Source organism: Spiroplasma endosymbiont of Ammophila pubescens (assembly GCF_964020965.1).
GTDB lineage: Bacteria > Bacillota_I > Bacilli_A > Mycoplasmatales > Mycoplasmataceae > Spiroplasma.
Window position 1 is genome coordinate 840,798 of the sequence record NZ_OZ026611.1, and the last position, 23,829, is coordinate 864,626.

The window sequence follows — 23,829 nt, forward strand, 5'->3', positions numbered from 1 at the left end:
CATAGATGAATTATCCATCTTTAAGCATCAAAATATTAAGTTTTAGTATTGCATTATTCATCAGATAGTACCTTTATTAAAAATGATATTATTAGTTGTTAAACCGAAAAAATATAATAAATCACAGAAAGGAAATTATAAAAATTAACTAGTTTGTAGGGCAAAATAGGTTAATTTTTAATTTTAAAGATACTATCTGATGAATAATGCAAATAAAAAAATCGTTCTAATAAGCGATTACTTTAATTTGTATTTAATTACTTTATTTATAATTTTTATAAAATCTAAGCTTTTTTCCGACTACCCAAAAATGTCGTTTTAAATTTTCATCATATTTCACAATAAAATAAGAATTATCATAAATCAAACCAATAGCTATTTGATCAGAATGTTTTTTACTAAAATAAATAAACTTATTATTTAATCAAAAACCAATATGTTTATTGTGGTTAGGTAAATTTATAAACGAAGCTTTGTCAGTTTGAAAAACTGTAAATTCTGTTCGAATAAAATAATTTTGTACGTTAATATTCTTTTTATAAAAACTCATAAAAACACCTTACTTTCCATATTATATTTACACAATGCCGTATTAGGACCACTTTTATAACTTGGTTTATGATACATTACTCAAAACAAACTATCAACAAATTTTTTATTCAAAATAGAATGACAAATTTGACATTTACGTTTAATAATTAATCACACTCCTTAAAATTTGTAATAATTAATTCTTGGCCAAGTTTTGGCTTTTTATTATGACAATTAGTAGAACTATAAACTCATTTAAATTCATTAATATTAAATTCTTTAAACAAGTCTTTAATAAATTCAGAATTATCAATACTTAAAATTCATTTACCTTTAATGTTTAAAATATTATCTTTTAGTTCATAAAAGTTCATTTTTGAATGTTTATAAACTCTTCCTTTATTATAAAAATATGGTGGATCTAAATATCAAACAATATTTTTATCCATATAATATTTATTAATAATATTTTTATAGTCCAAATTATAGAACTCAATATTATTTTTAGGATCAACTAATAGTCTTCTAACATTTTGAATTCTCAATAATTTATTAAAATTAAAATTTTGTTGTAATCTTTTATCTGTTCAAGTTCCTCATTCTTTTCCGTTAAAAGTTAAAGCATTTTTAATTAAAAATTTTTCGCCTGTATTCAAACAATAATCATTAAACATTTTTTCTTTCAATTCATTAATAGTTTTTGAATTAGGATATGCTAATTTTTTCAAATAATCCAATTCAATTAAATGAATACCATATTGTCAAAATTCAATTAAACTAGTATGCAAATCATTAAAAACTACTTTGTTACATAACTGCTGGTTTAGCCGATAATAATGCTTTAATTTTATCAAAGTGTTTAGCTTTTCCACCTGGCCAAGACAACGGACTAATAAATTTCATTCTAATTCCTCCTTTACTATAAAATGTTTAAATAATGTATATGTATTGTAATAAACATTGTTAAATATATAAAATTAAAAATTAAGGCACACTGAAAATAACTACTTAGTTTTAACTAATAGCTATTAAAATATAAAATTATACGTTTATAATTAATCAACTCACATAAAAGCTAGTGTGCCAAAATATATGAATAGCTATGGATCAGTTATAATAAATATTAAAAGCCTTTAACCATGACACGGAAAAAGTTTAATATTTTAATAATTACTCAAATTCCAAATGGAATTAAAATAATTCAAGCATCACCTAAAAAGGTCATTAATTGTGGTAACACAGCATAAACAGCATCTTTAACTTTCATCATTGCTTGTCCCAAACTGCTTCAAATAGAATCCATTCCACCTGAAATAGTAGGAGTATCTGTACTAGAAAATTAACAGCTGTTGTTAAATACATACCTAACATTATTCTTTATCCTTCCTTGTTTTCAATTTATTTTTTATCTTTTTTCTTACCTCGAATTTGACGAATTTTTTGATAAATCGATAAACCAATTCAAGCAATAATTCCTAAAATAATAACAATACTAAATATTCATGTTAACCATACTGGCATAATTTAATTCCTCCTAAAAATTTAGCTTGCGCGACACGCTCCGCGTGTTCGCTACGCTCAAAAAAAAAAAAAAAACAATATTGAATAAATTACCGCTAATAAATTACGCGGATAATTTATTCATTTTCTTTTACATTATTAGTTACTATCTTATTAACAGTATTAATAACATTATCTTTTCCATACTTAATTACTAAGGACCGCAAAATAAAATAATGTTTTGTTTGTATAATTTCAACTCCTTAAATTAAATTTTATATACATAAAAGAAAAAACAAGATTATATCTTGTTTTTAACTAACAACCCGTATATTTGCAACGGTCCCACTTTCTATGAAATAATAACATTAATTAAAAAGAAAATTAAAACTTGATGAGATAGTAAGGAACTAATTGATACTAATAATTATTTTAATGATATTGCTAAATTCAATGAATTTATTACAACTTTAAAACCAGATGAATCACAAACTTTTATTGGTGCGGAAATTAGCAAATGATCTTTTTTTAGAACAGTTAATTAATGATTTTAAAAAAGAAATTAATAATATTAATAATGAACTTGTTATTACTTATAATAATTTTTATCGTAAAATAGAAAAAGAATTTTCAATATTATTGTCAGATGATAGTATTAGATTAAAAGTAAATAAAATTAATTTTGATATTAATTATTCAGTTAAATTTAAAGAATTTTACCAAGTTTATTAAAGTAACGGGTTAGTTATTGCAAGTAATAATCTGGAAGTTCTAACTAATGTTCAAGAAAAAGTTGAATCATGATTTATAAACTTTATTCATGATTTATTTATTAAGCAAGAAAATAAAATTACTGATACTTCAAATCAACATTTTAATGATATTAATACGAATAGTACAATTTGACGAACTATTAAACAAGAATTAGATAAAAACAATATAATAACTAATTCTCAACCTTATTTTTATAAGTTTTTTGATACTTTAAATTTATGAAGTCGATTTTATAAACCTGATTCAATATTAGCCTTAATAGGGGAAGGGTATCAACCAGATAAATTAACGGTAGAAAACTTTTTAAAACTTTATAAAGAACATAACAAGATTATTCTTAGTGAAGATAAATATTATTTAAAAGCAGATATAACCAATTTTTTGCCAATTAATTTAACAATTGAGAATTTATCTTTTAAAGATAAATCTTCACAATAAAAAACATTAAAGACACCAATTAAAGTTTTAGTACCAAGAGATAAAGTTGATCAACAATTACAGCAATTTGCAGAAAAAACAATGGCATTTTGACGTTATTATCAATTAGAAACTTATGATAATAAACTTGTTTTTAAGATTAACCAAGCAGATTTTGATGTTTTACTTAAAAAAGTTAGTTTATTTAAACCAGAAAATTCAATTGATGCAAAAATGACACTAATTTTTGAGACTATTTTTAATCTTTTTAATAATACTGTGACTGATACAAGAAAGATTAAATGACACATTTATAAACCTAATGTAGCAGATTCAACAGAGAAGGAAGTTATTTCAAAATTTAAAATGGAAACAATAAATGATGATAAAAATATTACAATTCAACTATTTAGAAACCATTATCCTAGTGGAAATTATCCAATTTACTATATAAATTTATCTTACAATGATTTTGGTTATAGTTTCTTTTTTACTCCTAATCGCGAAGAAAGTAATATTAAAAATGATGATTATTCATTTTTACAAACAATAGAATTTAAGGTTGTTTAAGTTTATATTAATTAATTATAAGAAACAAAGTGGTGTTATCTAATCGATAACACCACTTTTATTTCACAGTTTTTTATTAAACTTAATTTTACATTAATTTAGGAATAATGTTATAATAATATGAGCAAAATATAATGAAAGCTATAAAGGTGATGGTAATGAAAATATATGTTCTAAAAAAATATCAAAAATTTATTAATATTTTCTTTATTATTTTTCTTGCTTATATTTTATTTTCATCATCGTTTTCAATTATTGATATTGCTGGTAATTATAGTTTTTTAAATATTACATTAAATTTATTTTATCTTATTTGATCAAGTTTTATTTTTCTCTTTTTTATGGGAATTTTAGTTCAAATTTTGATTAATTTTAAACAATTAAAAAAGACAACAATTTCAGCGTGGAAATTAATTTTATTTTCTAATTGACAAATTATTATTTTATGACTTTGTAATATTGTTTTAATTTCATATATATTATTTTTTGGTTATACTTCAATAATTTTTCAATTGCAAAATATAATTGCATATGAAACAATATATTCTTTTTTAGTTATTTTATGCTATGTTTTTTATGCAATTTTTACTATTAGTTTTATTGTGATGCTAATATTGTTTCGCTTATATATAGGTTATTTAAAAAACATTAATGATGTGATTGCTTCTAGTTACTATACATTTTGTAAATGTACTTTAACTAGTATTGTTATTCCCCAACAATGTCAATTAACAATGTCAATTTTATTAATAATTTATCCAAATTATAATTTTAATCAATGATTTATTAAAAAAACTAGTATTGTTGATAATCTTCGTAAAACAGAATTATTAACACAATTTAAAAAACAAACAACACCACCTAATCTTTATTTTAACTAAATTCAAATATTAACAAAAGATAAGAAGAAAGAATGTGGAAAAATGACAGGTTTTAAGTTATTATTTAAAAACAATTTTAAAAACACGGTTAAAAATAAAATTCAATTTTTTGGTTTAGTTGTTTTAGTATTTTTGACTAGTTTTATTTTTACAATTATTGAAGTTTGTAAACAACGAGTAGAGAATAATTATAATACTTTTATTTCTGAACAATTAAGTAATCAACATGATTTTGTTGTTAGTTTTACTAATACTACTTATGTTAAAAATTCAAATGGGGAACCAGATCAGTTTGAAAAAATTACAGATAGTGGGGTTCGTCAAAACGCAATTTTAGAATATATTAAAGAACAATTAAAAAATCGAAATGAACATTTTATTTATAATCGTGTTGAAGCACGAACATTTAGTTTGGGGAAAAATAAAGTTATTAAAGCAGTAACATTAAATCCTTATCAAGAAATTGATAAATTTATTGTTGCTAATGGAATGCCGTTAAGTTTTTATATGAAATATTTATTATCAATTAATGAAGAAACAATGCATTGGATTTATTTGACGCCTGAGTTTGCTCGTAAAAATAATATTAAAATTAATGATATTATTCGATTACAACCCGATAGATATGGAACAACAATTAAAGTTGCTGATAGTGAATTAAAAGGTGTTGATTTAACTTCATATGAAAGAGAAGATATTAATAAATGATTGCCAAAATCACCATATTCAAATGAAAATTGGTTTCGAGTGGTTGGATTTGGACAATCAGCGGATTATGTTACACCAATTATTGATGCAGGGCATCCGTTTCCAAATATGAAAAATGAAGGAATTGCATATTTAGATCCGCGATTATTTGGCTTAGTTGAAGATGCAGTTGAAGATACAGCTGGTAATAAATATTCTGTAACAAAGTTAGATTTAACAAAACAAATTTTAATTCCAGAAAGTCAATTAGAACGAGAAATTTATTATGTTGGAAAATTTCAACAGACAAAAGTTGACCAAATGCGAAGTAATTATAGCCAAACAATTAATAATTATTTAAATACTGACCAGGGAAAACATATTGGTTTAAATGGATATTATGTTAAAACACTATCAACTGGTTTACCAATTGCTACGTTTCGAACAGATAATCGTTATGAATTTGCAAAACGAATTACATATTTTACGTCAACATTAAGTACTTTTATTAGTGGTTCTTATATTTTAATTACAATTTTACTAATTATTTCGTTCTTTGTATTAATTCTAGTTGTTCGTCGACAAATTGATGCAACTGGCCCACAAAATGGATTGTTACGAGCATTAGGATATCGTCGTCGTGTATTAACCTTTAGTTATATTTCCTATCCATTAATGATTGCATTAATTGGGGGAATAGTTGGTTATGGAACGGGAATTAGTGGCCAATTTACTGTTAAATATTTATTTGGTTCATATTTTAATTTACCATATGGAAATTTTGTATTTGCACCATTAGCATTAGTAACTTGTGTTTTATTTATTTTCGCTTTACTAACTTGTGTCACAATGATTAGTGGAACAATTATGATGGTTTCAAGAACACCACTACAATTAATTCGTAAAGAAAAAACAGTTTCACATGGTCGTTTTAAAAAAATTGTTTATAAAATGTTTGCAATTCGTAAAACATTTGATGCACGATTTAAAGCAGTACAATTATCTAATTCAATTGGAAAAATGGTAGGAGTATCTTTAACAATGATTATTAGTACCATTATTATTACAATGTCAACAACAATTCCAATTATCTTACAAAATAATATTCGTTATTCATACGAAGGAGATAATTATAAAACCCTAGTTGAATATAATAGTCCGATTTATAATTTACCAACAAGTTTTTTGCGAACATATGATCCAAGTCAAAAACCATGAGATAGTAAAAACAGTCTTTTAACTAAGACAAATATGACAAGAGATGTTAATCAATATCTTACTGATTTTGAAACAGGGCAAATTAATTCTGAAAATTTTGCTCCAACTTATCAAGCAGATGATATGCGGTCATTGTTATATCGTAATATTTCAAAAGAATTTTTGCAAAGTAATAAATTAACTTCAAGTGATCCGGGTTTATCCAAAGCAATTTGTAGTACGACATGAGGTGATTACAATGATTTTGCTCTAAATCTTTTAAAAAAATCAACCATTGAACAATATTTACGAACAACAGAAACAGCTCGCGAACATATTGATATTTTAGAAAAATCTCGATTATTTTATTGAAAATATCGGGAAACTGTTGGTTTAAACATTAAACGTACAGATTATTTTGATTCACGAGGGAATTTAAATTTAAATGATAAGTTAAGAAACAATATTTTTACCCAAAGTGATTATAAACGAGATTTTGGAGAAGGAAATCCAACGATTACATTAGCTAATAATCATTTTCGTCCAGCATTAGAACAACCATTGTCTGTATCGTTTTATGATGTTTTAAATTCAGCAACAGGAAATGAGTTTAATACACGTTTAAAAAAACCAATGTATGATTTATATAATTGAATTTATTCTTACTTTGTAGAAAATGTTAATCAATGTTTTATTCAAGGAGTATATTCACGTTCTCCGCAAACTGTTCGGTTAAAAATGCAAGAAGCATTTAATCAAAACAATGGTAATTTTAATTTAACTTTTGTAGTAATTCCGTTTAATCCATTAACAGATGATCGGGGAACAATGATTAATGCTGAATTAAATAGTATTGATCTTAAGATTTACGGAATTAATCGTACATTTAAAAACCAAACATTAACTAATAAAAATGGTGCGAATTTAAATGAAAAATTATTTACAGCAAGTAATAATATTGTTTTAAATGAATCATTAGCTAAACGCTTAAATGTTACAGTTGGAAATCAAATTAGTCCGTATTTGATTCGCAAAGCATTAGTTGATGGTAATCAAGGTGTTACTTCTGATCAAATTTTACAAGGTTGAGATGGAAGTGATGTAACAGATGATGATGCTCAAGCACAAGGGCGAGTTGGTAAATTAATGTTTAATGGTGATAATAAATATAAAAATAAGGTTATAGATGAAAATAATGAATATGTTTTAGAAAGTAAAATTGATGCACTTGACCCAAATTTTATAAAACCATCAATTTTAAACGATAAAATTGTTGATGGAAGTTATCGAGTAAGTAATCAAATGAACAATCAAACTTTTACAGTTGTTGGTATTACTAATCAATATGGTTCACCACGAGCTTGAATTAATGAAGATAGGGCACAACAATTACTAGGATATGATAAAACACGGAATTATTTATTACAATTGTTTTTAAATGAATGAATGAATTCATTTATCAGGAAGAATCCTGAATTAACACCATCAAGAAAAGAGAGTTTAAACTTGTTAGAAAAATTTATTAAAGATCATTCAAGTACGCCTGTTAATAACTTATGAAATAAGTTTGTTGAATATTGAATCGTACATCAAAGTGCAGTTAATTGAATTGCTGTTTTTGAAAATGAATATCCGATTTTTAATTATAAAATTTCTAATAGTGCTAAAATTGATGATATTGAAACAGGACTAGGAACAAGTCAATTATTTGGTGACTATAGTTTTTATGGTTTAAATGGTGGTATTAGAAGTAAAATTTCTTATCCACCATATGCAAATAGTACTTTTGATAGTTTAATGCCAATTACTGAAGCACAATCAATTTTAGGAAATATTTCAAAAGCAGTTAATGGGATTATCTTCTTTATTATTGGAATTTCGTTTGTATTAAGTTTTATGATTATTATTTTAACAAGTAATATTGTTATTGCAGAAAACCAAACAATTATTGCAACAATGAAAGTATTAGGATATCGAAATCGTTATATCACAAAATTAGTTATTGGAATGTATATTCCTATTATTGTAATAATGACAATTGCCGGTTTTGGCTTGGGATGATTATTCTTAATTATTTCTAATATGATATTAATTCGAATTGGGATAGTTTTACCACTGTTTATGAATGTCATGATTCCATTTATTGCAATTGGAAGTGGATTATTATTATACTTTATTGCATATTTAATTAGTTGATTCAATATGAATCGAATTAATCCATTGATTGCAATTATGAATGCGGATTAAGGAGGAATTAAAATGAAAAAATTATTAGCAACTATTGCTGTTGGAATTTTAGTTTCAGGACCAGTAATGTCTGTAGTTAGTTGTACTAAAAATGATAATTGAAATAATATTCCAGTTGATCCACCAGTTTTGCCATTTGAAGTAACTGGTTTTGTTGGAGTTGATTTTAAAACAATTGATCCACAAAATAATAAACAAACTATTCCTGAATTATTCCAGCAATTAGCGCAATTGTTTCAAGGAACAAAATGAAACTTTAATCAGTTAATAAAAAATTATAAATTTAATAATCAATCAAAACCAATTGATAAAATTGATTTGTATCGTAATGGTCAATATGAATTGAACTTTAGTGATGGAACAAATTTAAATACAATAAAAATTAATAAAACAGTAACAACTTCAAACCATTTAGCTGATAAAGTAAAAAGTATTGATTTAGGACAAATTACTGATGCACGACCAAAAACAATTTTAATTGCCACTATTTTTAACAATATGCAACTTATTTCAGAATTAGATAAGTTTGGTGAGTATTTTATTGGACCACAAACATCAGAAATATGAAACCGGCAAATTAATAAAGTTGATAAAATTATGATTAAACCTAATCAAACTGGAGCAACTTTAATTTCAGGAAAAGACCATTGGTCAGAAGAAAATAACCCAAGAACAGATTATTATGGTTCAGTTAAAGTGTCTTTTTCTGTTGTCCCACCTGAACCTCCAATATTAAAAAAGGATTTAGGACAAATGAAATTAACAACAAATTTAGGTAAATTACCAAAAGTAACTATTTTACAAGTAATGATGATGTTTATTAGTGTTAATTTTGTTAGCCAGTTAAATCGACTAAGTGCTTTATTAAATGATTTATATTTAGAAATTAACCCTGATAACAAAGGTGGAACAATTACTGTTTATGATAAATCAGAATACTATACTACTGGTAGTGTTAACATAAGTTTTAGTTAATTACATATTAATAAAAACCGCTAATTAGCGGTTTTTATTTGTGATTTTTATTCTAGTGGTTAATAAAAATTATTTGCAGTAATTTTATAATTATGCAATTTATTATTTATTTTTAATTTAATAATATGATATAATTAATTGAATTTTTTATAATAAATGTGGTATAATTATAATAGAAAAAATGGTTCCATAAGAAAATTCTATGATGTAATAATTATAAAATGTATTAAATTATTTTAAATTAATTATGTAAGGAGTTTTTATGTTGAAAGATATTTTTTATATTGTCGAAGAAGAAATGTGCAATAAATGTTGAAATCAATTAGCACAAGCAATAAAAGAAGTTAAAAATAATAACTCGCAAGAAATTAATAATTTAATGTTTTTCAAATATTATTTGAAAAATCAAATTACTGCACTTGCTTCAAAGGTTATTATAATTATTAAATGTAATAATAATTTTTATACATTATTTTGAAAACAAGATTTATTAAAATCAGAGATTAATAGTGATAACGTGGAGTCAGAGTATCTTCCACAAGGTTTAATATTAAGTGAAGAAATTGTTGATGATGTTATATTAAATTTAAGAAATAAGAATAATCAACGTTATAAGTTAAATGATAACAAAAATTTAAATGTTTTAAATAACAATAGTTCAGTATTATTTGATGATAATATGTCAGGTACATTTTTACCAATTCCCGTTTCTAATGCAGAAGTTATTCAAATTACTAATATTAAGCGAAAAAGTAAACATTGACTTTGAATTTTAGTAATTATTTCTGCCCTCTTATTAACAAGCGGGATTGGTGTTATTGGTTATGAAATGCATCGGCAATCATCTCATTCTAATTTAGTTAATTCTAAAATTATTGTAAGGGATGATAATCCGGTTGGTGAAGTTAAAGATGAAAATAAAGATTTTATTTTAGAATACAATAATTTTGATGAACAAATTATTGATGAAGAAATAATTGATATTTCACAATATAGTTATGATTTTACTAAAAATCCGCTGAATTTAATTGAAGTACAGGCATTAGATATTGCTTTAATTAAACCAGAATTATTAAAATTATCAGAGGTTTCCGACCCATTACAAACATTATTAGAAAATAACAAACTAAAAATTACATTACTGCAAGAACCAGAAATGATAAATGATAATGTTGAATATATTATTCTGCTGCAATTAGATGCAGTAAATATTAAAGGATATATTGGGCAAGCAGTTTTACATCTTGGTGTTAAGGTCAAACCAGTAAGTAGTTGCTTCTGGTGTTATTAATATCAATGGTGTTGTTGATTTAAACGGTGGTATAGTGGGGAAATATGAGTGAACAGATTTTACAAAACATTTTAATTCTCTTTTAAAATTATATGATAACTCAATGGTCTTTACTATTGATGCATGACAAGCTTATTTACCAGCATTAGGGACAAGAATTGAAATTTCTCAAGCCCAAAAAAATAATTTAGCATCGGTACTAAATAAACAATATCTACCAAAACTTGAAGTTACAAATATTTATCAAAACGGTGATGTCAAACACTTAAAAATTAGTTTGTAAGGTACCATACACATTTAAGAATTTAGTAAAATACCACGTAAAAGTGGTTTTTTACGTTTAAAGGAGAAATGCGGTATGAAACAAAATGATTTCTTTTTATGTAGATACGACACAAAAGATGAAAGAATATTAGGAGTTTATAAAACATACAAAGAAGCTATTAAAGAAGTTTATGGGTATGAACCAGGGCATCCTAAATATGAAAATGCATATGCAGCAATATGTGCAAGTGCAAATAATGTACCTGGCACAAAAGGACAGAAACGGTCTGCATTTGGTTTTTGATACAAAATAAATATTTAAAGGAGAAATGCGGTATGGCAAAAACAGTTAAAGAAAAATTAGATTTTTTCTATAAAAAATATAGTAAGAATGAAGATAGAAACAATATTTTTCCGGCGACACATTGTAGTTTAACAATGACGCTTCATCAACAGCAAGTATTATTTAAAGTTTTAAATGACTATGAAAGTGAAATTGTTAATAAAGATAAATTAATTAAATCACAAGCTTACGATTGTTCAGAATATTTAAAAATTATTAAAAGAAATGCAGATGAAAGGCAAACTCAATTAAAGAAAAGTGATTTTGAATATTATTATGATTGTGAATATTGTGGTCGGTTATCTGAAGGACAACAATGTGAAAAATCCTATTATAATAATGAATGTTTTAGATATCATGATGAAACACATATATTAATTGCTTTAAAAGATAATTCAAAATATGAAAGTTTAGAGGATTAGACATGGCACTAATAAAAAAAGAAATAGTTACATGTGAAAATGAAATACATGGTGATCAACATATAGAAACGTGTGGTAAATGTTTAAAAAGCATTTGTTATAAATGTGATGAAACTTTATATGTAAATGTCAAAACAAAAAATGATACTACAGTGTTACATGATGCAAGACATAATGTTGTGTTTAGACATATTGATGATAATTTGGATTTTTTCAAATCCACCATTTAGTAAACGAAAGCAAGTTATTGAACATTTATTTACTTTTGGTAAACCATTTGCAATGTTAATGCCATTAGTAAGCATTGCTTTAAAGTCTATTAGAGAAAAAATAGATCAATGTGAGCTGTTGGTATTTGACAAAAGAATTAAGTTTATATCAAGTGAAGGAATAATTTGTAAAAATCCTCCAAGTGAAACAGCATACATATTTTAGTATACCACACACATTTTGGAGATTGCAACAAAACAAGAAAAAATAATAAAAAATATAATTAAAATATAAAAACATCATTAAAAATGATACATATATAAATAAAAATTCTAAAATTGACACACTAAAAAATAGTTTAAATAAAACTTTATAAATTTAAAATTATTTAGTTAAATTAGTTAAAAATTCAAATGGTGTCTGAAAATTCAAAGATTTATGCACTCTTTCAAAATTATAAAAGTAATAATAATCATTTAATTTATTTTGTAAACCAGCTGCATCCAATATTTTTTCATCAAATACAAATAACTTAGTATAATTTTAATGAAATCTTTCAATTTTACCGTTTGACTGCGGAGAACGAACAGGTGTTGTTTGATGTAAAATATTTTTATCTGTTAAAAATTGAGTAAAAGTAGTTTCTTTAACAATACTTTTTTGATTATTCCGATGACTATTAATAAATTCAGAACCGTTATCAGTTCTAATTTCGTGTTATTTTAATACCAAATATTTTTTTAAAATCACTGATTGCTCTTTTAACAGCATCAATAGCATTCTCAGTGCTTAATTTATCATAAATATAACCAAATACTCCTCTCATTCTTTCATCAATAAAATCATAAACATAATACTTTTTATCAACTGGAAATTTACTTGGCATAAAATATTTAGCATCCATTTGTAATAATCCTAATTCTTTAACTTCATATCTTGGATGTTTTCTTTTAATTTCTTTAATTTTATTTTTTATTTTTAATCAACGCTTATCTTTTTTAAGTCAACGAAAAAATGTTTTTAAATTTTTTGGTGCTTTATTTTTTAATTCTTCACCATGAATTCCTTTTTTTAAATTATAAAACAATGATAAAACACCCCCAGCGTGTTTATCACAATATTCAAAATATAAATCACAAATATTCTCGCGAACATCATTACTATATTGATAATTAATATTATTAGGAACTGTTGATTTTAATAATAAATCTTCAAAATTATTATTTGCATATGCAAGTAAAATTTTATTTGCTCAGTAATAAAAAGTTGAAAATTTATTTTTAAAATATTTTTTAATCAAGTCTTTTAATAACAACTTAGTTTTAAAAAAAATTCCTTACATAAATTAATATATGCAAATATTTTTGTTTTTATTCTTTTATAGTATTTATTTTTATAATTTTTACTTAAAAAATCTTGCAATTTTGCTTGTAAATCGCCTAAATTAGAGTTATTAATAATATATTTCATTAATTCACTTCATTTTTTAAAAATAATATAGTATAGTTATATCATTTAAAATAATTTTTATAAAACTTCAAACTTTTTTAAACAATCATAACCATAATAAGTAAGTATCGTTTCTAAAACATATTTAAAAATACTTGTATATGTATAATGTCAATAGAATTTGATAAAAAAGGAGTAAAATATGAAAAAATGACTTAGTATTTTAGGAGCAATCGGATTAACAACAAGAAGTACAACAACATTAAATAGTTGTAAAAAACCAAATAACAATGAAAACGGGAATAATAAACCAGAACCTACACCAGAACCAAAAAAACCACAACAACCACCAAAAGATAGTAATTGAAAGTTAATTGATAAAAAAGATTATAGTAATGAGATTAAAAATATAAATAATAAATGATATATTGGTATTTTTCCTAAAATGTGAAATTCAGGTAAACCCATTATTCCGTATAGTATTTTTAAAGCAATTAATGATGGAGAGGATATTTCTATTTATGGTAAATTTGGTAACGGGTTTAAAACTTCAAATGATAATGTTTATCGTTGAGATGGAAATGGTGAACCAATTGAATTACCAAATTTTGATAAAAATACTGGTGAAATTACAAATTGAAAATGTTAAAAAGGAACTTAAAAATAGTTCCTTTTTAAATTAATCGCACAAATTTCATAAAGATAATTAATAAAAATAAATTAGTTATTGTGCTATACAATGCAGGACTAAATTTTCATACTTCGAATGTTTGACTGAAAAAACTATATATTGTTTGAAAAATTTTACCAACACCACTCGCTAGTTCGTTTACTTGTTTTATACCAGGAATATTATTCACAATTCAAATTGCCGCATTTCTGATATGACACGCTAAATTATATCAACTACAACTTTCATATTGTGCTTGTCATCATTGACTATCGGGAAATAATCCACCATTATTTATTTCTTGTCAGTTATAAATACCAAAATTAAAGTCATAATATCGATACATATCATTTTCTTTTTGTGCTTGTAATTCAAAGACATTATATCCGATTTTTTGTTCTTCCATTTTCTTATATTTTAAACCATATTTATCTTTTAAAACATCTTCAAAAACATATCCTTCATTTTGATTAATATTATAATCATTTGAAACTGAAAAATCATAGTTAAATACACCTCCATAATTTGTGTTATAAAACCGATTTTTATAGGCTAAATACATCTTAAAATCTAATAATTTATATTTATCAGAAAAATAAAAATATCGTGGATAAATTTTAAAACCATTATTTGCTAACAAACCATATTTTTTGTTATATCCTTGCGTATAAGTATTATTATCTAAATCAAACATTGTTCGTAAATAATTCTTATAAAAATTTTTAGATACAACAAACATATTATTCAATAATTCTTTAAATTTATCATAAGAAACTAAAAATTTTTTCTTTTGTTCTTCAAATTCTTTTTTCTCTGCTTCGGTTTTTAAAACTTTTTTATTATTTTCAAATTTATAAATATAATTATTATAGTCATTAAAATATTTTATTGACTTTCCATTTTCATCTAAAATAACATCTTTAAAATTTTCTAATTTTAAACCAAAAAAGTTAATCAAAACAGTATCATATTGTAAATTATCAATATAACCACTTTCTATAAAATTACTCCGATTTTGAAAAATAGGAATCAAAGCATAAGCAAAAAAAGATTTTAAAAAGTTATTAATATCTATTTTTTCAGTCATTTTTTGATAATAAAAAGTATTATAAAGATTTCATTGTCCAATAGAATAAATATTTCCTTCAAAATTAAAGATATTTTCTTTTTCTTTCATAAAAGTAAACAAAAAACCTAATTTTTCATCTTTATGAGTAGATTCAAATACATCAAAACTGCGTGCCTTAATATGTGTTAGTTCTAAACTACCAGCAATAATATTATTACTTTTATCAATTGTTAAAATCATCCTATAAATTGATTTTTTAATAACATATCAACTACCCATTTTTTCACTTTCATCAATAATTTCAAAATCAAAAATTATTCTTTGTGTTCCAACAATAGGACTATCATAATCGGGATTACCCCCTTGTTGAACTCTAATGTTTTCTTGAATAATAACATCTAAATAATTATTTAAAAAATCTTTAACTTTATTTTGATTTTCAACACTTCAATTTATAATTTCACCAGTATTTTTGTTAATTGTTGGCAATTCTGGTTCATCACTACCATCTCAATAATAAAGACCTTTTAATTTACTCATTTCAACATAAACTTTTATATCACTGGGAATAAACGGAATACCATCTATTTCTTTGGCGTTATTTGTATCATGTTTAAATTTTAATATTTTTCATTGTTTGCTATTAAAAGGTTGAAAAACAAAAAAATAAAATTTATTATCTATATTAAAAACAAATGAATTATAATCATTAACTAATTTTCAATTATCTTCAATTAAATTAACCGATTGTAAATTATTTATATTTGTTTTTAATTTATTTAACATTTGTGTTAAATTATATTTATTTGTAAAAGAATAAGCAAAATTTGTTAATTCTTTTAAAAATTGTTTTCTATCAACATCATAAAATTTATTAATGTTATATTGTTTAACATAACTATCTCAATTTTTATATAAATCCATAAATTTATCACTTGGTTTATCAAATTAAATTCCCGTTGAATAACTATCCTTTAAAAAATCTAAGTACCATTTATCATTATAAGTTAGTGATCTTGATGTTTTTAAAGTAGGATTAATAAAATAATTGGTATCACTTCAATTTTCAAAAAAAGTACTGCGTAAAAACATCGTATTAATAAAATCAGTTTCATTAATGCCCGTTTCTACACTCCGCTTTGTTCTTGCTTTTTCTTCTGTTTGTTGTGATTGATGGTTTTGTTGTAATGTCATTGCCCCTAACGAGAAAAAAGAAATCAATAAAATTGGTATAAACGAAAATAATACTAAAAACTTACGCATTATTTTTTACCAACTTATTTTTATGATTTTCTTTTATTAATTTGATAATTTCATTAAATAAATAACCATAAAAATAATGAATTATTAAGATATATCACAATATATCAAATCATAAACCATAAATTATATAACCATTTATACCAGCATATTTTTCTTTTAATTTTTCAATCGTTAAAACTGTATCTAAAATACATACAAGCATTAACGAAAAACTTATAATAAGATATAAAATTAAATCAACCCAAGAAATAAATAAACCATTTTGTTTCTTTTCTTTGTTTATTTTCTACATTACTTTTCATAAATTTAACTCCTAACTATAGAATGTTTTTGAAACAATAAACCCAATAATATATAAACTTGATATTGTTAACATTAACGGATGACTAAATAAAATCGCCATTTTATCAAAAATAGATAACAACCAAGTATCATAATTATATAAATCCATAATAATATTTTTTGCTGATGTCAACTGATTAATAATAACAGTAATAAAACCAGTTCCAAATATAGCGATTGCCGCTACCAATAAAACTAACTTAATCATATAAAATCAACTCCTTACTTATTTTTTTTATTCTTTTAGTGGTATGAATTCTTTTAAAACCTAATTCTCTTGTTTTTGCTTGTCTTGCTAAACTTGATAACTGTTGTTTATTGCGACTAACTTTAAATTGTTTTCGTTCTTTAATATGTTTTTGTAAACCTTGTTTAGTACTAGAAACACCCCGAACAGTAGCACCGTATAGTTTATAACTATTAATAACACCGCTTTTAACTGTTGAACCTAAATCGTTATAATTAGTTGATGTTCCGTGAATTGCATAAATAGATAATTTAATAACCATAAAAAAGATTAAAAAATAAGCAATTGTTATATTTGTCATTGGTAATTTAGTATTTCAAATCACATCAAAAACAAATAAAAAAGTATCAAAAATAAAACTAAAAATCTTATTTCAATTAGCGTTATTAACGCTTTCACTTAATAAATTACTCATTTTTTATTTTTCCTTTCCTTTTTTTTTGCTTTTAAATTTTCTTTCAAAATATCAATATCAAACAATTCTAAGCGTTGTTTATTGTTTAATTTTGATATATCTTTTCAAAAGTATTCTTTTTTATTAATAACTTCATCATTTTTTAAATCACGAACAAAGCTTAATCAATAACTATCGTATTTATTAGCAAATTCAATCGGAATAATTATCTTAAAAAACCGAATTCCTAATCCGACATCAGATCTATGTTTTGCACGTTTACCTTCGGCTGTTCTTTTAACAGACTCAGTTTTTCAAATTTCATAATCAGTAATATCTTGAAAAATACCAATTCGCATAATAAAAAAACGATTAAAAATATTAAATCCTTTTTTAACAATTGGTTTTTTAAGTGAAATTGGAATAATAATACCACTTGCTAATTGCCTAATATTGTTTCAAATCATACCTCACGCTGAGCAGTAAATAAAGCATGGTGTCCAAAATGTCTTGTTAACACAATTCACGGTATCTTACCACTATGAAATTTTTTCTCATCGTGCGGACTAGTTCCATCAATATATAAATAACTTTCATCAAATAAAATAACACTATCATCTGGAGGAACTGGTTTTGTTCGATCAGTAAAATCCAAATTTTTAAATGTTAAAACTTTAACCTTGTCATCTTCTAATGGATAATTACTATAAATTTCATCTGTTAATAATTTCATAGACTGAGACAAATAAGTTAAAAGTAATGTTTTACCTGTTCCTAACTTACCAATGATAACTGACAAAGGGTTATCTCAAACAAAATCAACTAACCTAAATGCATTTAACTGATAAAAAACATTTTTTCAAACTCACCAAACAAAATATACACATTGTAAAACAAATAATAGTCAAAATACTAAACCATTATAATTTAATGAAATTATTCAAAGTAACAAATCAATTAAACTAAACAAAACCATTGAACCGCTAATATAACAATAATTTTTTAAAAAAAATACAAAATTTTTCATTTTTAAAATACCCAACTATTTTAAAAATCATTCACAATAAAAACCAAGTTAAAAACAAAATTACAATTCAAAAACAAACCATCAAAGTTAAATATTCATTTTGTGTTAAATTTAAAGTTGTAATATTTTCAACATTTGTTTTATCTATAAACAAAAAGACATGAATAAAAAACTCTTTTAATTTTTCTCAATCATTTTGCATCTTTAAAAACTCCACATTTTCTGAATAAGTTTAAAAAACATTCCAAAAAATAAAATGATAAATAACACAAACGATATAACATATAAAAATTCTGGGGCATTAGAACCAATTATATAACTAACAAATTGAACTCAATAATTATATAAACTCATTTAATTTAAATCTTTCAAATCATTAATTAATTCTTGGTCTTTTTCAACAGTTCAATTTGTTAAATTATTATTGTTATTTGTTTTTACTTTTTGAGGTTCAGCAGGGAATAATGCTTTTTTCATTTGTATAAAATAATTTTGTTTATATTGATTATACAAATTAATTATTTGTGTTCCAGTTAAATATTTCTAAAAATGTCGTTTTAAATTTTCATCATATTTTACAATAGGATAAGAATTATCATAAATCAAACCAATAGCTACTTGATCAGAATGTTTTTTACTAAAATAAATAAACTTATTATTTAATCAAAAACCAATATGTTTATTGTGGTTAGGTAAATTTATAAACGAAGCTTTGTCAGTTTGAAAAACTATAAATTCTGTTCGAATAAAATAATTTTGTACGTTAATATTCTTCTTATAAAAACTCATAAAAACACCTTACTTTCCGTATTATATTTACACAATGCCGTATTAAAACTACTTTTATAACTTGGTTTATGATACATTACTCAAAACAAACTACCAACAAATTTTTTATTCAAAATAGAATGACAAATTTGACATTTAAGTTTAATAATTAATCACACTCCTTAAAATTTGTAATAATTAATTCTTGGCCAAGTTTTGGCTTTTTATTATGACAATTAGTAGAACTATAAACTCATTTAAATTCATTAATATTAAATTCTTTAAACAAGTCTTTAATAAATTCAGAATTATCAATACTTAAAATTCATTTACCTTTAATATTTAAAATATTATCTTTTAGTTCATAAAAGTTCATTTTTGAATGTTTATAAACTCCTCCTTCATTATAAAAATATGGTGGATCTAAATATCAAACAATATTTTTATCCATATAATATTTATTAATAATATTTTTATAGTCCAAATTATAAAACTCAATATTATTTTTAGGATCAACTAATAGTCTTCTAACATTTTGAATTCTCAATAATTTATTAACATTAAAATTTTGTTGTAATTTTTTATCTGTTCAAGTACCTCATTCTTCACCATTAAATGTTAATGCGTTCTTAATTAAAAATTCTTCACCAAAATTTAAACAATAATCATCAAACATTTTTTCTTTCAATTCATTAATAGTTTTTGAATTATGATATGCTAATTTTTTCAAATAATCCAATTCAATTAAATGAATACCATATTGTCAAAATTCAATTAAACTAGTATGCAAATCATTAAAAACTACTTTGTTACATAACTGCTGGTTTAGTCGGTAATAATGCTTTAATTTTATCAAAGTGTTTAGCTTTTCCACCTGGCCAAGACAACGGACTAATAAATTTCATTCTAATCCTCCTTTACTATAAAATGTTTAAATAATGTATATGTATTGTAATAAACATTGTTAAATATATAAAATTAAAAATTAAGGCACACTGAAAATAACTACTTAGTTTTAACTAATAGCTATTAAAATATAAAATTATACGTTTATAATTAATCAACTCACATAAAAGCTAGTGTGCCATAATGGATCAGTTATAATAAATATTAAAAGCTTTTAACCATGACACGGAAAAAGTTTAATATCTTAATAATAATAAATAATCCAAATGGAATTAAAATAATTCAAGCATCACCTAAAAAGGTCATTAATTGTGGTAACACAGCATAAACAGTATCTTTTACTTTACCCATTGCATTACCTAACCCAGTTTAAATAGAATCCATTCCAGTCCCAAAAGTAACTGCATCTGCTAAAAAATTCATTATTTTCTATCCTCCTTTTTTTCAAGTTCTTTTTTTCTTTTTTCTTACCTTGAATTTGTCTAACTTTTTGATAAATTTATAAACCAATTCACGCAAAAATACCTAACAAAATCAAAATACTAAATATTCATGTTAATCATACTGGCATGATATAACTCCTTTCAATAAATTAAAAAAATGAAATTTTCAAACTCGCTCCGCTCGTTATCGCTTTGCTCCACTTAAAAAACATTATTGAATAAATTATCCGCTAATAAATTACGCGGAATAATTTATTTTTTTTTTACTTTTTAATTTAAATATCTTTTGCAATCTTATTGACAGTATTAATAACAATATCTTTTCCATACTTTTTCACTAACGACTGGAAAATAAAATATTGCTTTGTTTGCATAATTTCAACTCCTTATTTAAAATATTAATAAAATTTATTTCTAAAACTGTAAATACCACAAAAGTACAAAATGTATGTGGTTTCTACACATTGGAGATATTACTCAGCTAACAACTGACCAAAAAGATAATCTAACAAATGCAATTAATTCAACTAATGATAAATTTAAATTATTATGAGAAAAAGTAGATAGAGCAAATAATCCGTTTACAACCACGAATTCAAATTCTAAATGATATTTAGTTAAATTAAATAAAGGTAGTTTTGAGTGTAGTATTCAATTTATATTTCAATATACTTATGGATATTGAAATGATGGGTCTAATACTTTATATTCATGAACAATATTTAATATTCCTAAACCCGAAGATGATGCACCTTTGCCCCAAAATAAAAAAATATATTATAATTTTGCCATTGCTGATGATAACATTGGAATTTGAAGTTATTCAGAAATTGTTAATAAACAATTTTGAAAGCCTTGAAGTGCAGTGAATGATTATGATATTTATGAATATAAAAGAAGTGGGGTTCCTTATCCGATTACATTTAATAAAACAAATAATCAACAAATAAACTTTACTATGCCTGGTTCTTATTGAGAAAAACAATATGTAACAGAACAAGAAGAATTAGAAAAAGAAAGAAAAAAACGAGAAATTGCTAAATTATCTGATATTAAGCCATTAGAGGATAAAATTAGTGAAATTAAACCCATTGTTGATGATTTACATCAAAAAGATGAACATCTTATGAAAACATTAGGGTTACATCCTGATTATAAATATTACAAAAAAAATGAAGGAGATGACTCATAATGGCAGATACAAAATTTAATCTATTTGAAAGTTTAAATCCAAAACCAATTTTTGATGGATTGAAGAAACTATTTAATGTAGGACAGTGAAAAAAAATATATTGATGAAAGAGATAACCAACAAAAAGAACTAACAAATGAGTTGCAATTATCAAAAGAAATTTGTGAGCTAAAAATTAAACGTCAAGCAATGTTTCGTTATTTTGGTCATATTTCATATTTATCAGTTTTCTCAATTTTATTAGTATCTAGTCAATACAAATGATTTGAATAGAGTTTATCTCCGATTTCTGATACTCATAATTTTATTACTTTAAAATTTGGAGAATGAGGTGGTTACCCGGTGGAATATTTAGGAATTTGAAGAATTTGTAAAGTAACTAATAATCCATTAACTAGAAAACTATATATTGGTAAAGGTTTTCAACAGCTTTATCGTTTACCAGCTTATTTACTTACAATACCAATTTGAACTACTTTTAATAAAAAAATTAAACAAAAAGAAGATTTATGAAATGAAAGAAAATTAAATTCATTGACAAATCAAGAAAAATAGTGCATCTATATGTACCAGGAGGAATTTAAAATGATCAAAAATAAAAAGCGTAAAATTAGAAATTATACTATTACTGGAGTATCAGGAATAACAGGATTAGGAGTCGCTGAAGGAATTTTCTATGGAATTCCAAAACTTAGTGAAATACTTCCCGGTTGAGCAATTGCTTTATTTATTTGCTTAATTATGCTCTTAGCAATGTTATTTGCATTTTTAGTTTTATCATACATTGCCAATGTTCGTGATGCAGAATTGCGAAGACGATTAAAAACTGAGGAATTATTGCAACATGGTGATCAAAGAAAAAGGGGGAATTATGACTACTAGTGATCAAGTATATAATCCCAATGAACAAAAAAATAACAATGATTTTATTAATTATTTATTAATGAAAGGAATGGTTAGAATGAAACCGATTGTTGGTGATGGTCAAGTTTTTTTACCTTTTAACCAATTAATTATAACATGACAATCAAATTCTTTGATGCAAACAATGCGTAATACGCGGAATGATATTTGAAATGAAATTAAAACCGATTTAGGAATTCCTAACATTAATGAAATTAAGTCTGCGCAACAAACAACCGCAGAAATTCAAGCCAATCAATTTTTAGTGTCGCCAGCTATTGAACGTGAAAAAATGTTATATGTTAATTTTTTGCAAGATTTTGGCAAAAAATTTTTGATGATGTTAAAGGAATGTAATCTAAAAGAAGAAAGTTTATTACAAGGTTATGATTTTAGCGATTGAACAGTTGATTTAGACATTGATTTAACAACCCAAAAAAATATTTTACAAACAATGAATATGATTACAAACACCTCAACCGTTAATAACAAGTAGGAGGATACTAATAATGGAAAATAAACAATTTGATAACTTAAACGATGATTTTGTCGAAAGTATTAAAGCAAAATTAAATCGCCGAGAAAAAGCAGATAATTCGCAGTTTTATACATAAGATGAAGTTAAAGATTATTGAATTTATCCGCTTTATTCACTAACAGGTAATAACATTAAAAATGGGATTAAAGCTTCAACAAGTAAAATAACCATTTGTGCAACACAAATTGAACGTGGTCAAAAAATTCGTGGATATTTAACCCAAAATAATATTTTTAGTTTAAATGAATTAGCTGATCCAACAAATCCTTCCGAATCAATTTTCAAAAATACAGTGAGCTTAGTTTTTTC

The 23,829-nt window shown here is 24.0% G+C and carries 29 protein-coding genes and 4 pseudogenes; 16 read left to right on the plus strand and 17 right to left on the minus strand.

What is annotated here, in order from left to right:
• Positions 1-265 precede the first annotated feature (265 nt).
• The 4 genes and pseudogenes from ABNT63_RS05310 to ABNT63_RS05325 form a co-directional block, all read right to left on the minus strand.
• Positions 266-550: pseudogene (locus ABNT63_RS05310) on the minus strand (DUF3627 domain-containing protein); the annotation flags it as partial.
• Between the two features lie 148 nt (positions 551-698).
• Complete coding sequence (locus ABNT63_RS05315; protein ID WP_348737057.1) at positions 699-1,385, minus strand: DNA adenine methylase; 687 nt, start codon at positions 1,383-1,385, stop codon at positions 699-701.
• Positions 1,386-1,654: 269 nt separating this feature from the next.
• Positions 1,655-1,834, minus strand: a complete 180-nt coding sequence (locus tag ABNT63_RS05320) for a hypothetical protein (RefSeq protein WP_348737059.1) — start codon at positions 1,832-1,834, stop codon at positions 1,655-1,657.
• 95 nt (positions 1,835-1,929) lie between these two features.
• A complete protein-coding gene (locus tag ABNT63_RS05325; protein ID WP_348737060.1) occupies positions 1,930-2,052 on the minus strand; it encodes a hypothetical protein in 123 nt (40 codons plus the stop codon).
• A 459-nt stretch (positions 2,053-2,511) separates the two neighbouring features.
• Between ABNT63_RS05325 and ABNT63_RS05330 the strand changes: the two genes are divergently transcribed.
• From ABNT63_RS05330 to ABNT63_RS05375, 10 genes are all read left to right on the plus strand, one after another.
• Positions 2,512-2,763, plus strand: a complete 252-nt coding sequence (locus ABNT63_RS05330) for a hypothetical protein (RefSeq protein ID WP_348737062.1) — start codon at positions 2,512-2,514, stop codon at positions 2,761-2,763.
• 561 nt (positions 2,764-3,324) lie between these two features.
• The gene (locus ABNT63_RS05335) at positions 3,325-3,792 is read left to right on the plus strand and encodes a hypothetical protein (protein ID WP_348737063.1); all 468 of its coding nucleotides are present in this window, start codon (positions 3,325-3,327) and stop codon (positions 3,790-3,792) included.
• Positions 3,793-3,950: 158 nt separating this feature from the next.
• Complete coding sequence (locus tag ABNT63_RS05340) at positions 3,951-4,673, plus strand: hypothetical protein (protein WP_348737065.1); 723 nt, start codon at positions 3,951-3,953, stop codon at positions 4,671-4,673.
• A gap of 42 nt (positions 4,674-4,715) precedes the next feature.
• Complete coding sequence (locus ABNT63_RS05345; protein WP_348737067.1) at positions 4,716-8,804, plus strand: ABC transporter permease; 4,089 nt, start codon at positions 4,716-4,718, stop codon at positions 8,802-8,804.
• A 12-nt stretch (positions 8,805-8,816) separates the two neighbouring features.
• Positions 8,817-9,779 carry a hypothetical protein gene (locus ABNT63_RS05350; protein WP_348737069.1) on the plus strand — a complete coding sequence of 321 codons (963 nt, stop codon included), beginning with the start codon at positions 8,817-8,819 and terminating at the stop codon, positions 9,777-9,779.
• Positions 9,780-10,041: 262 nt separating this feature from the next.
• On the plus strand, positions 10,042-11,070 hold the full coding sequence (locus tag ABNT63_RS05355; RefSeq protein ID WP_348737071.1) for a hypothetical protein: 1,029 nt from the start codon (positions 10,042-10,044) through the stop codon (positions 11,068-11,070).
• A 34-nt stretch (positions 11,071-11,104) separates the two neighbouring features.
• A complete protein-coding gene (locus ABNT63_RS05360; protein ID WP_348737073.1) occupies positions 11,105-11,353 on the plus strand; it encodes a hypothetical protein in 249 nt (82 codons plus the stop codon).
• A gap of 75 nt (positions 11,354-11,428) precedes the next feature.
• Positions 11,429-11,656: a hypothetical protein gene (locus tag ABNT63_RS05365; RefSeq protein ID WP_348737074.1), complete on the plus strand. Its 228-nt coding sequence runs from the start codon at positions 11,429-11,431 to the stop codon at positions 11,654-11,656.
• A gap of 14 nt (positions 11,657-11,670) precedes the next feature.
• Positions 11,671-12,099, plus strand: a complete 429-nt coding sequence (locus ABNT63_RS05370; protein ID WP_348737076.1) for a hypothetical protein — start codon at positions 11,671-11,673, stop codon at positions 12,097-12,099.
• Positions 12,100-12,294: 195 nt separating this feature from the next.
• Positions 12,295-12,534, plus strand: a complete 240-nt coding sequence (locus ABNT63_RS05375; RefSeq protein WP_348737078.1) for a hypothetical protein — start codon at positions 12,295-12,297, stop codon at positions 12,532-12,534.
• 159 nt (positions 12,535-12,693) lie between these two features.
• Here the strand turns inward: ABNT63_RS05375 and ABNT63_RS05380 are convergent, their stop codons facing one another.
• From ABNT63_RS05380 to ABNT63_RS05390, 3 genes are all read right to left on the minus strand, one after another.
• Positions 12,694-12,816: a hypothetical protein gene (locus tag ABNT63_RS05380; protein ID WP_348737080.1), complete on the minus strand. Its 123-nt coding sequence runs from the start codon at positions 12,814-12,816 to the stop codon at positions 12,694-12,696.
• A 199-nt stretch (positions 12,817-13,015) separates the two neighbouring features.
• Positions 13,016-13,624, minus strand: coding sequence for a hypothetical protein (locus ABNT63_RS05385; RefSeq protein WP_348737082.1), 609 nt, complete (start codon positions 13,622-13,624; stop codon positions 13,016-13,018).
• The gene (locus ABNT63_RS05390; RefSeq protein ID WP_348735631.1) at positions 13,615-13,779 is read right to left on the minus strand and encodes a hypothetical protein; all 165 of its coding nucleotides are present in this window, start codon (positions 13,777-13,779) and stop codon (positions 13,615-13,617) included. Before ABNT63_RS05390 ends, ABNT63_RS05385 begins: the two co-directional genes overlap by 10 nt.
• Before the next feature lie 181 nt (positions 13,780-13,960).
• Between ABNT63_RS05390 and ABNT63_RS05395 the strand changes: the two genes are divergently transcribed.
• Positions 13,961-14,407 carry a lipoprotein gene (locus ABNT63_RS05395; RefSeq protein WP_348737084.1) on the plus strand — a complete coding sequence of 149 codons (447 nt, stop codon included), beginning with the start codon at positions 13,961-13,963 and terminating at the stop codon, positions 14,405-14,407.
• 25 nt (positions 14,408-14,432) lie between these two features.
• On the opposite strand, the pseudogene ABNT63_RS05400 reads toward ABNT63_RS05395, so the two are convergent.
• The 9 genes and pseudogenes from ABNT63_RS05400 to ABNT63_RS05440 all read right to left on the minus strand — a co-directional run bounded on the left by ABNT63_RS05400 (position 14,433) and on the right by ABNT63_RS05440 (position 20,795).
• Positions 14,433-16,760, minus strand: a pseudogene (locus ABNT63_RS05400) (spiroplasma phage ORF1-like family protein).
• The gene (locus ABNT63_RS05405) at positions 16,753-16,962 is read right to left on the minus strand and encodes a hypothetical protein (protein WP_348737086.1); all 210 of its coding nucleotides are present in this window, start codon (positions 16,960-16,962) and stop codon (positions 16,753-16,755) included. Before ABNT63_RS05405 ends, ABNT63_RS05400 begins: the two are co-directional and overlap by 8 nt.
• Positions 16,963-17,073: 111 nt before the next feature.
• A complete protein-coding gene (locus tag ABNT63_RS05410; protein WP_348737088.1) occupies positions 17,074-17,310 on the minus strand; it encodes a hypothetical protein in 237 nt (78 codons plus the stop codon).
• Complete coding sequence (locus ABNT63_RS05415; protein ID WP_348737090.1) at positions 17,303-17,764, minus strand: hypothetical protein; 462 nt, start codon at positions 17,762-17,764, stop codon at positions 17,303-17,305. The genes ABNT63_RS05410 and ABNT63_RS05415 overlap by 8 nt, the downstream gene beginning before the upstream one ends.
• Positions 17,749-18,770: pseudogene (locus tag ABNT63_RS05420) on the minus strand (hypothetical protein). The gene ABNT63_RS05415 and the pseudogene ABNT63_RS05420 overlap by 16 nt, the downstream one beginning before the upstream one ends.
• Entirely contained in the window at positions 18,727-18,972 is a 246-nt protein-coding gene (locus ABNT63_RS05425; RefSeq protein WP_348737092.1) for a DUF2649 family protein, read from the minus strand. The pseudogene ABNT63_RS05420 and the gene ABNT63_RS05425 overlap by 44 nt, the downstream one beginning before the upstream one ends.
• Positions 18,973-19,124: 152 nt before the next feature.
• Positions 19,125-19,559, minus strand: a pseudogene (locus ABNT63_RS05430) (DUF3627 domain-containing protein).
• A gap of 148 nt (positions 19,560-19,707) precedes the next feature.
• Positions 19,708-20,394 (minus strand): hypothetical protein, encoded by a 687-nt coding sequence (locus ABNT63_RS05435; RefSeq protein ID WP_348737094.1) that lies wholly within the window; start codon positions 20,392-20,394, stop codon positions 19,708-19,710.
• 254 nt (positions 20,395-20,648) lie between these two features.
• Positions 20,649-20,795 (minus strand): hypothetical protein, encoded by a 147-nt coding sequence (locus ABNT63_RS05440; RefSeq protein WP_348737096.1) that lies wholly within the window; start codon positions 20,793-20,795, stop codon positions 20,649-20,651.
• A 540-nt stretch (positions 20,796-21,335) separates the two neighbouring features.
• Between ABNT63_RS05440 and ABNT63_RS05445 the strand changes: the two genes are divergently transcribed.
• The 5 genes from ABNT63_RS05445 to ABNT63_RS05465 all read left to right on the plus strand — a co-directional run bounded on the left by ABNT63_RS05445 (position 21,336) and on the right by ABNT63_RS05465 (position 23,478).
• Complete coding sequence (locus tag ABNT63_RS05445) at positions 21,336-22,079, plus strand: hypothetical protein (RefSeq protein ID WP_348737098.1); 744 nt, start codon at positions 21,336-21,338, stop codon at positions 22,077-22,079.
• 141 nt (positions 22,080-22,220) lie between these two features.
• The gene (locus ABNT63_RS05450; RefSeq protein WP_348737100.1) at positions 22,221-22,352 is read left to right on the plus strand and encodes a hypothetical protein; all 132 of its coding nucleotides are present in this window, start codon (positions 22,221-22,223) and stop codon (positions 22,350-22,352) included.
• A gap of 69 nt (positions 22,353-22,421) precedes the next feature.
• On the plus strand, positions 22,422-22,634 hold the full coding sequence (locus ABNT63_RS05455) for a hypothetical protein (RefSeq protein ID WP_348737102.1): 213 nt from the start codon (positions 22,422-22,424) through the stop codon (positions 22,632-22,634).
• A 30-nt stretch (positions 22,635-22,664) separates the two neighbouring features.
• On the plus strand, positions 22,665-22,961 hold the full coding sequence (locus ABNT63_RS05460) for a hypothetical protein (RefSeq protein WP_348737104.1): 297 nt from the start codon (positions 22,665-22,667) through the stop codon (positions 22,959-22,961).
• The gene (locus tag ABNT63_RS05465) at positions 22,924-23,478 is read left to right on the plus strand and encodes a hypothetical protein (protein ID WP_348737106.1); all 555 of its coding nucleotides are present in this window, start codon (positions 22,924-22,926) and stop codon (positions 23,476-23,478) included. The genes ABNT63_RS05460 and ABNT63_RS05465 overlap by 38 nt, the downstream gene beginning before the upstream one ends.
• Positions 23,479-23,628: 150 nt before the next feature.
• On the opposite strand, the gene ABNT63_RS05470 is transcribed toward ABNT63_RS05465, so the two are convergent.
• Entirely contained in the window at positions 23,629-23,805 is a 177-nt protein-coding gene (locus tag ABNT63_RS05470) for a hypothetical protein (RefSeq protein ID WP_348737107.1), read from the minus strand.
• Positions 23,806-23,829: the final 24 nt, after the last annotated feature.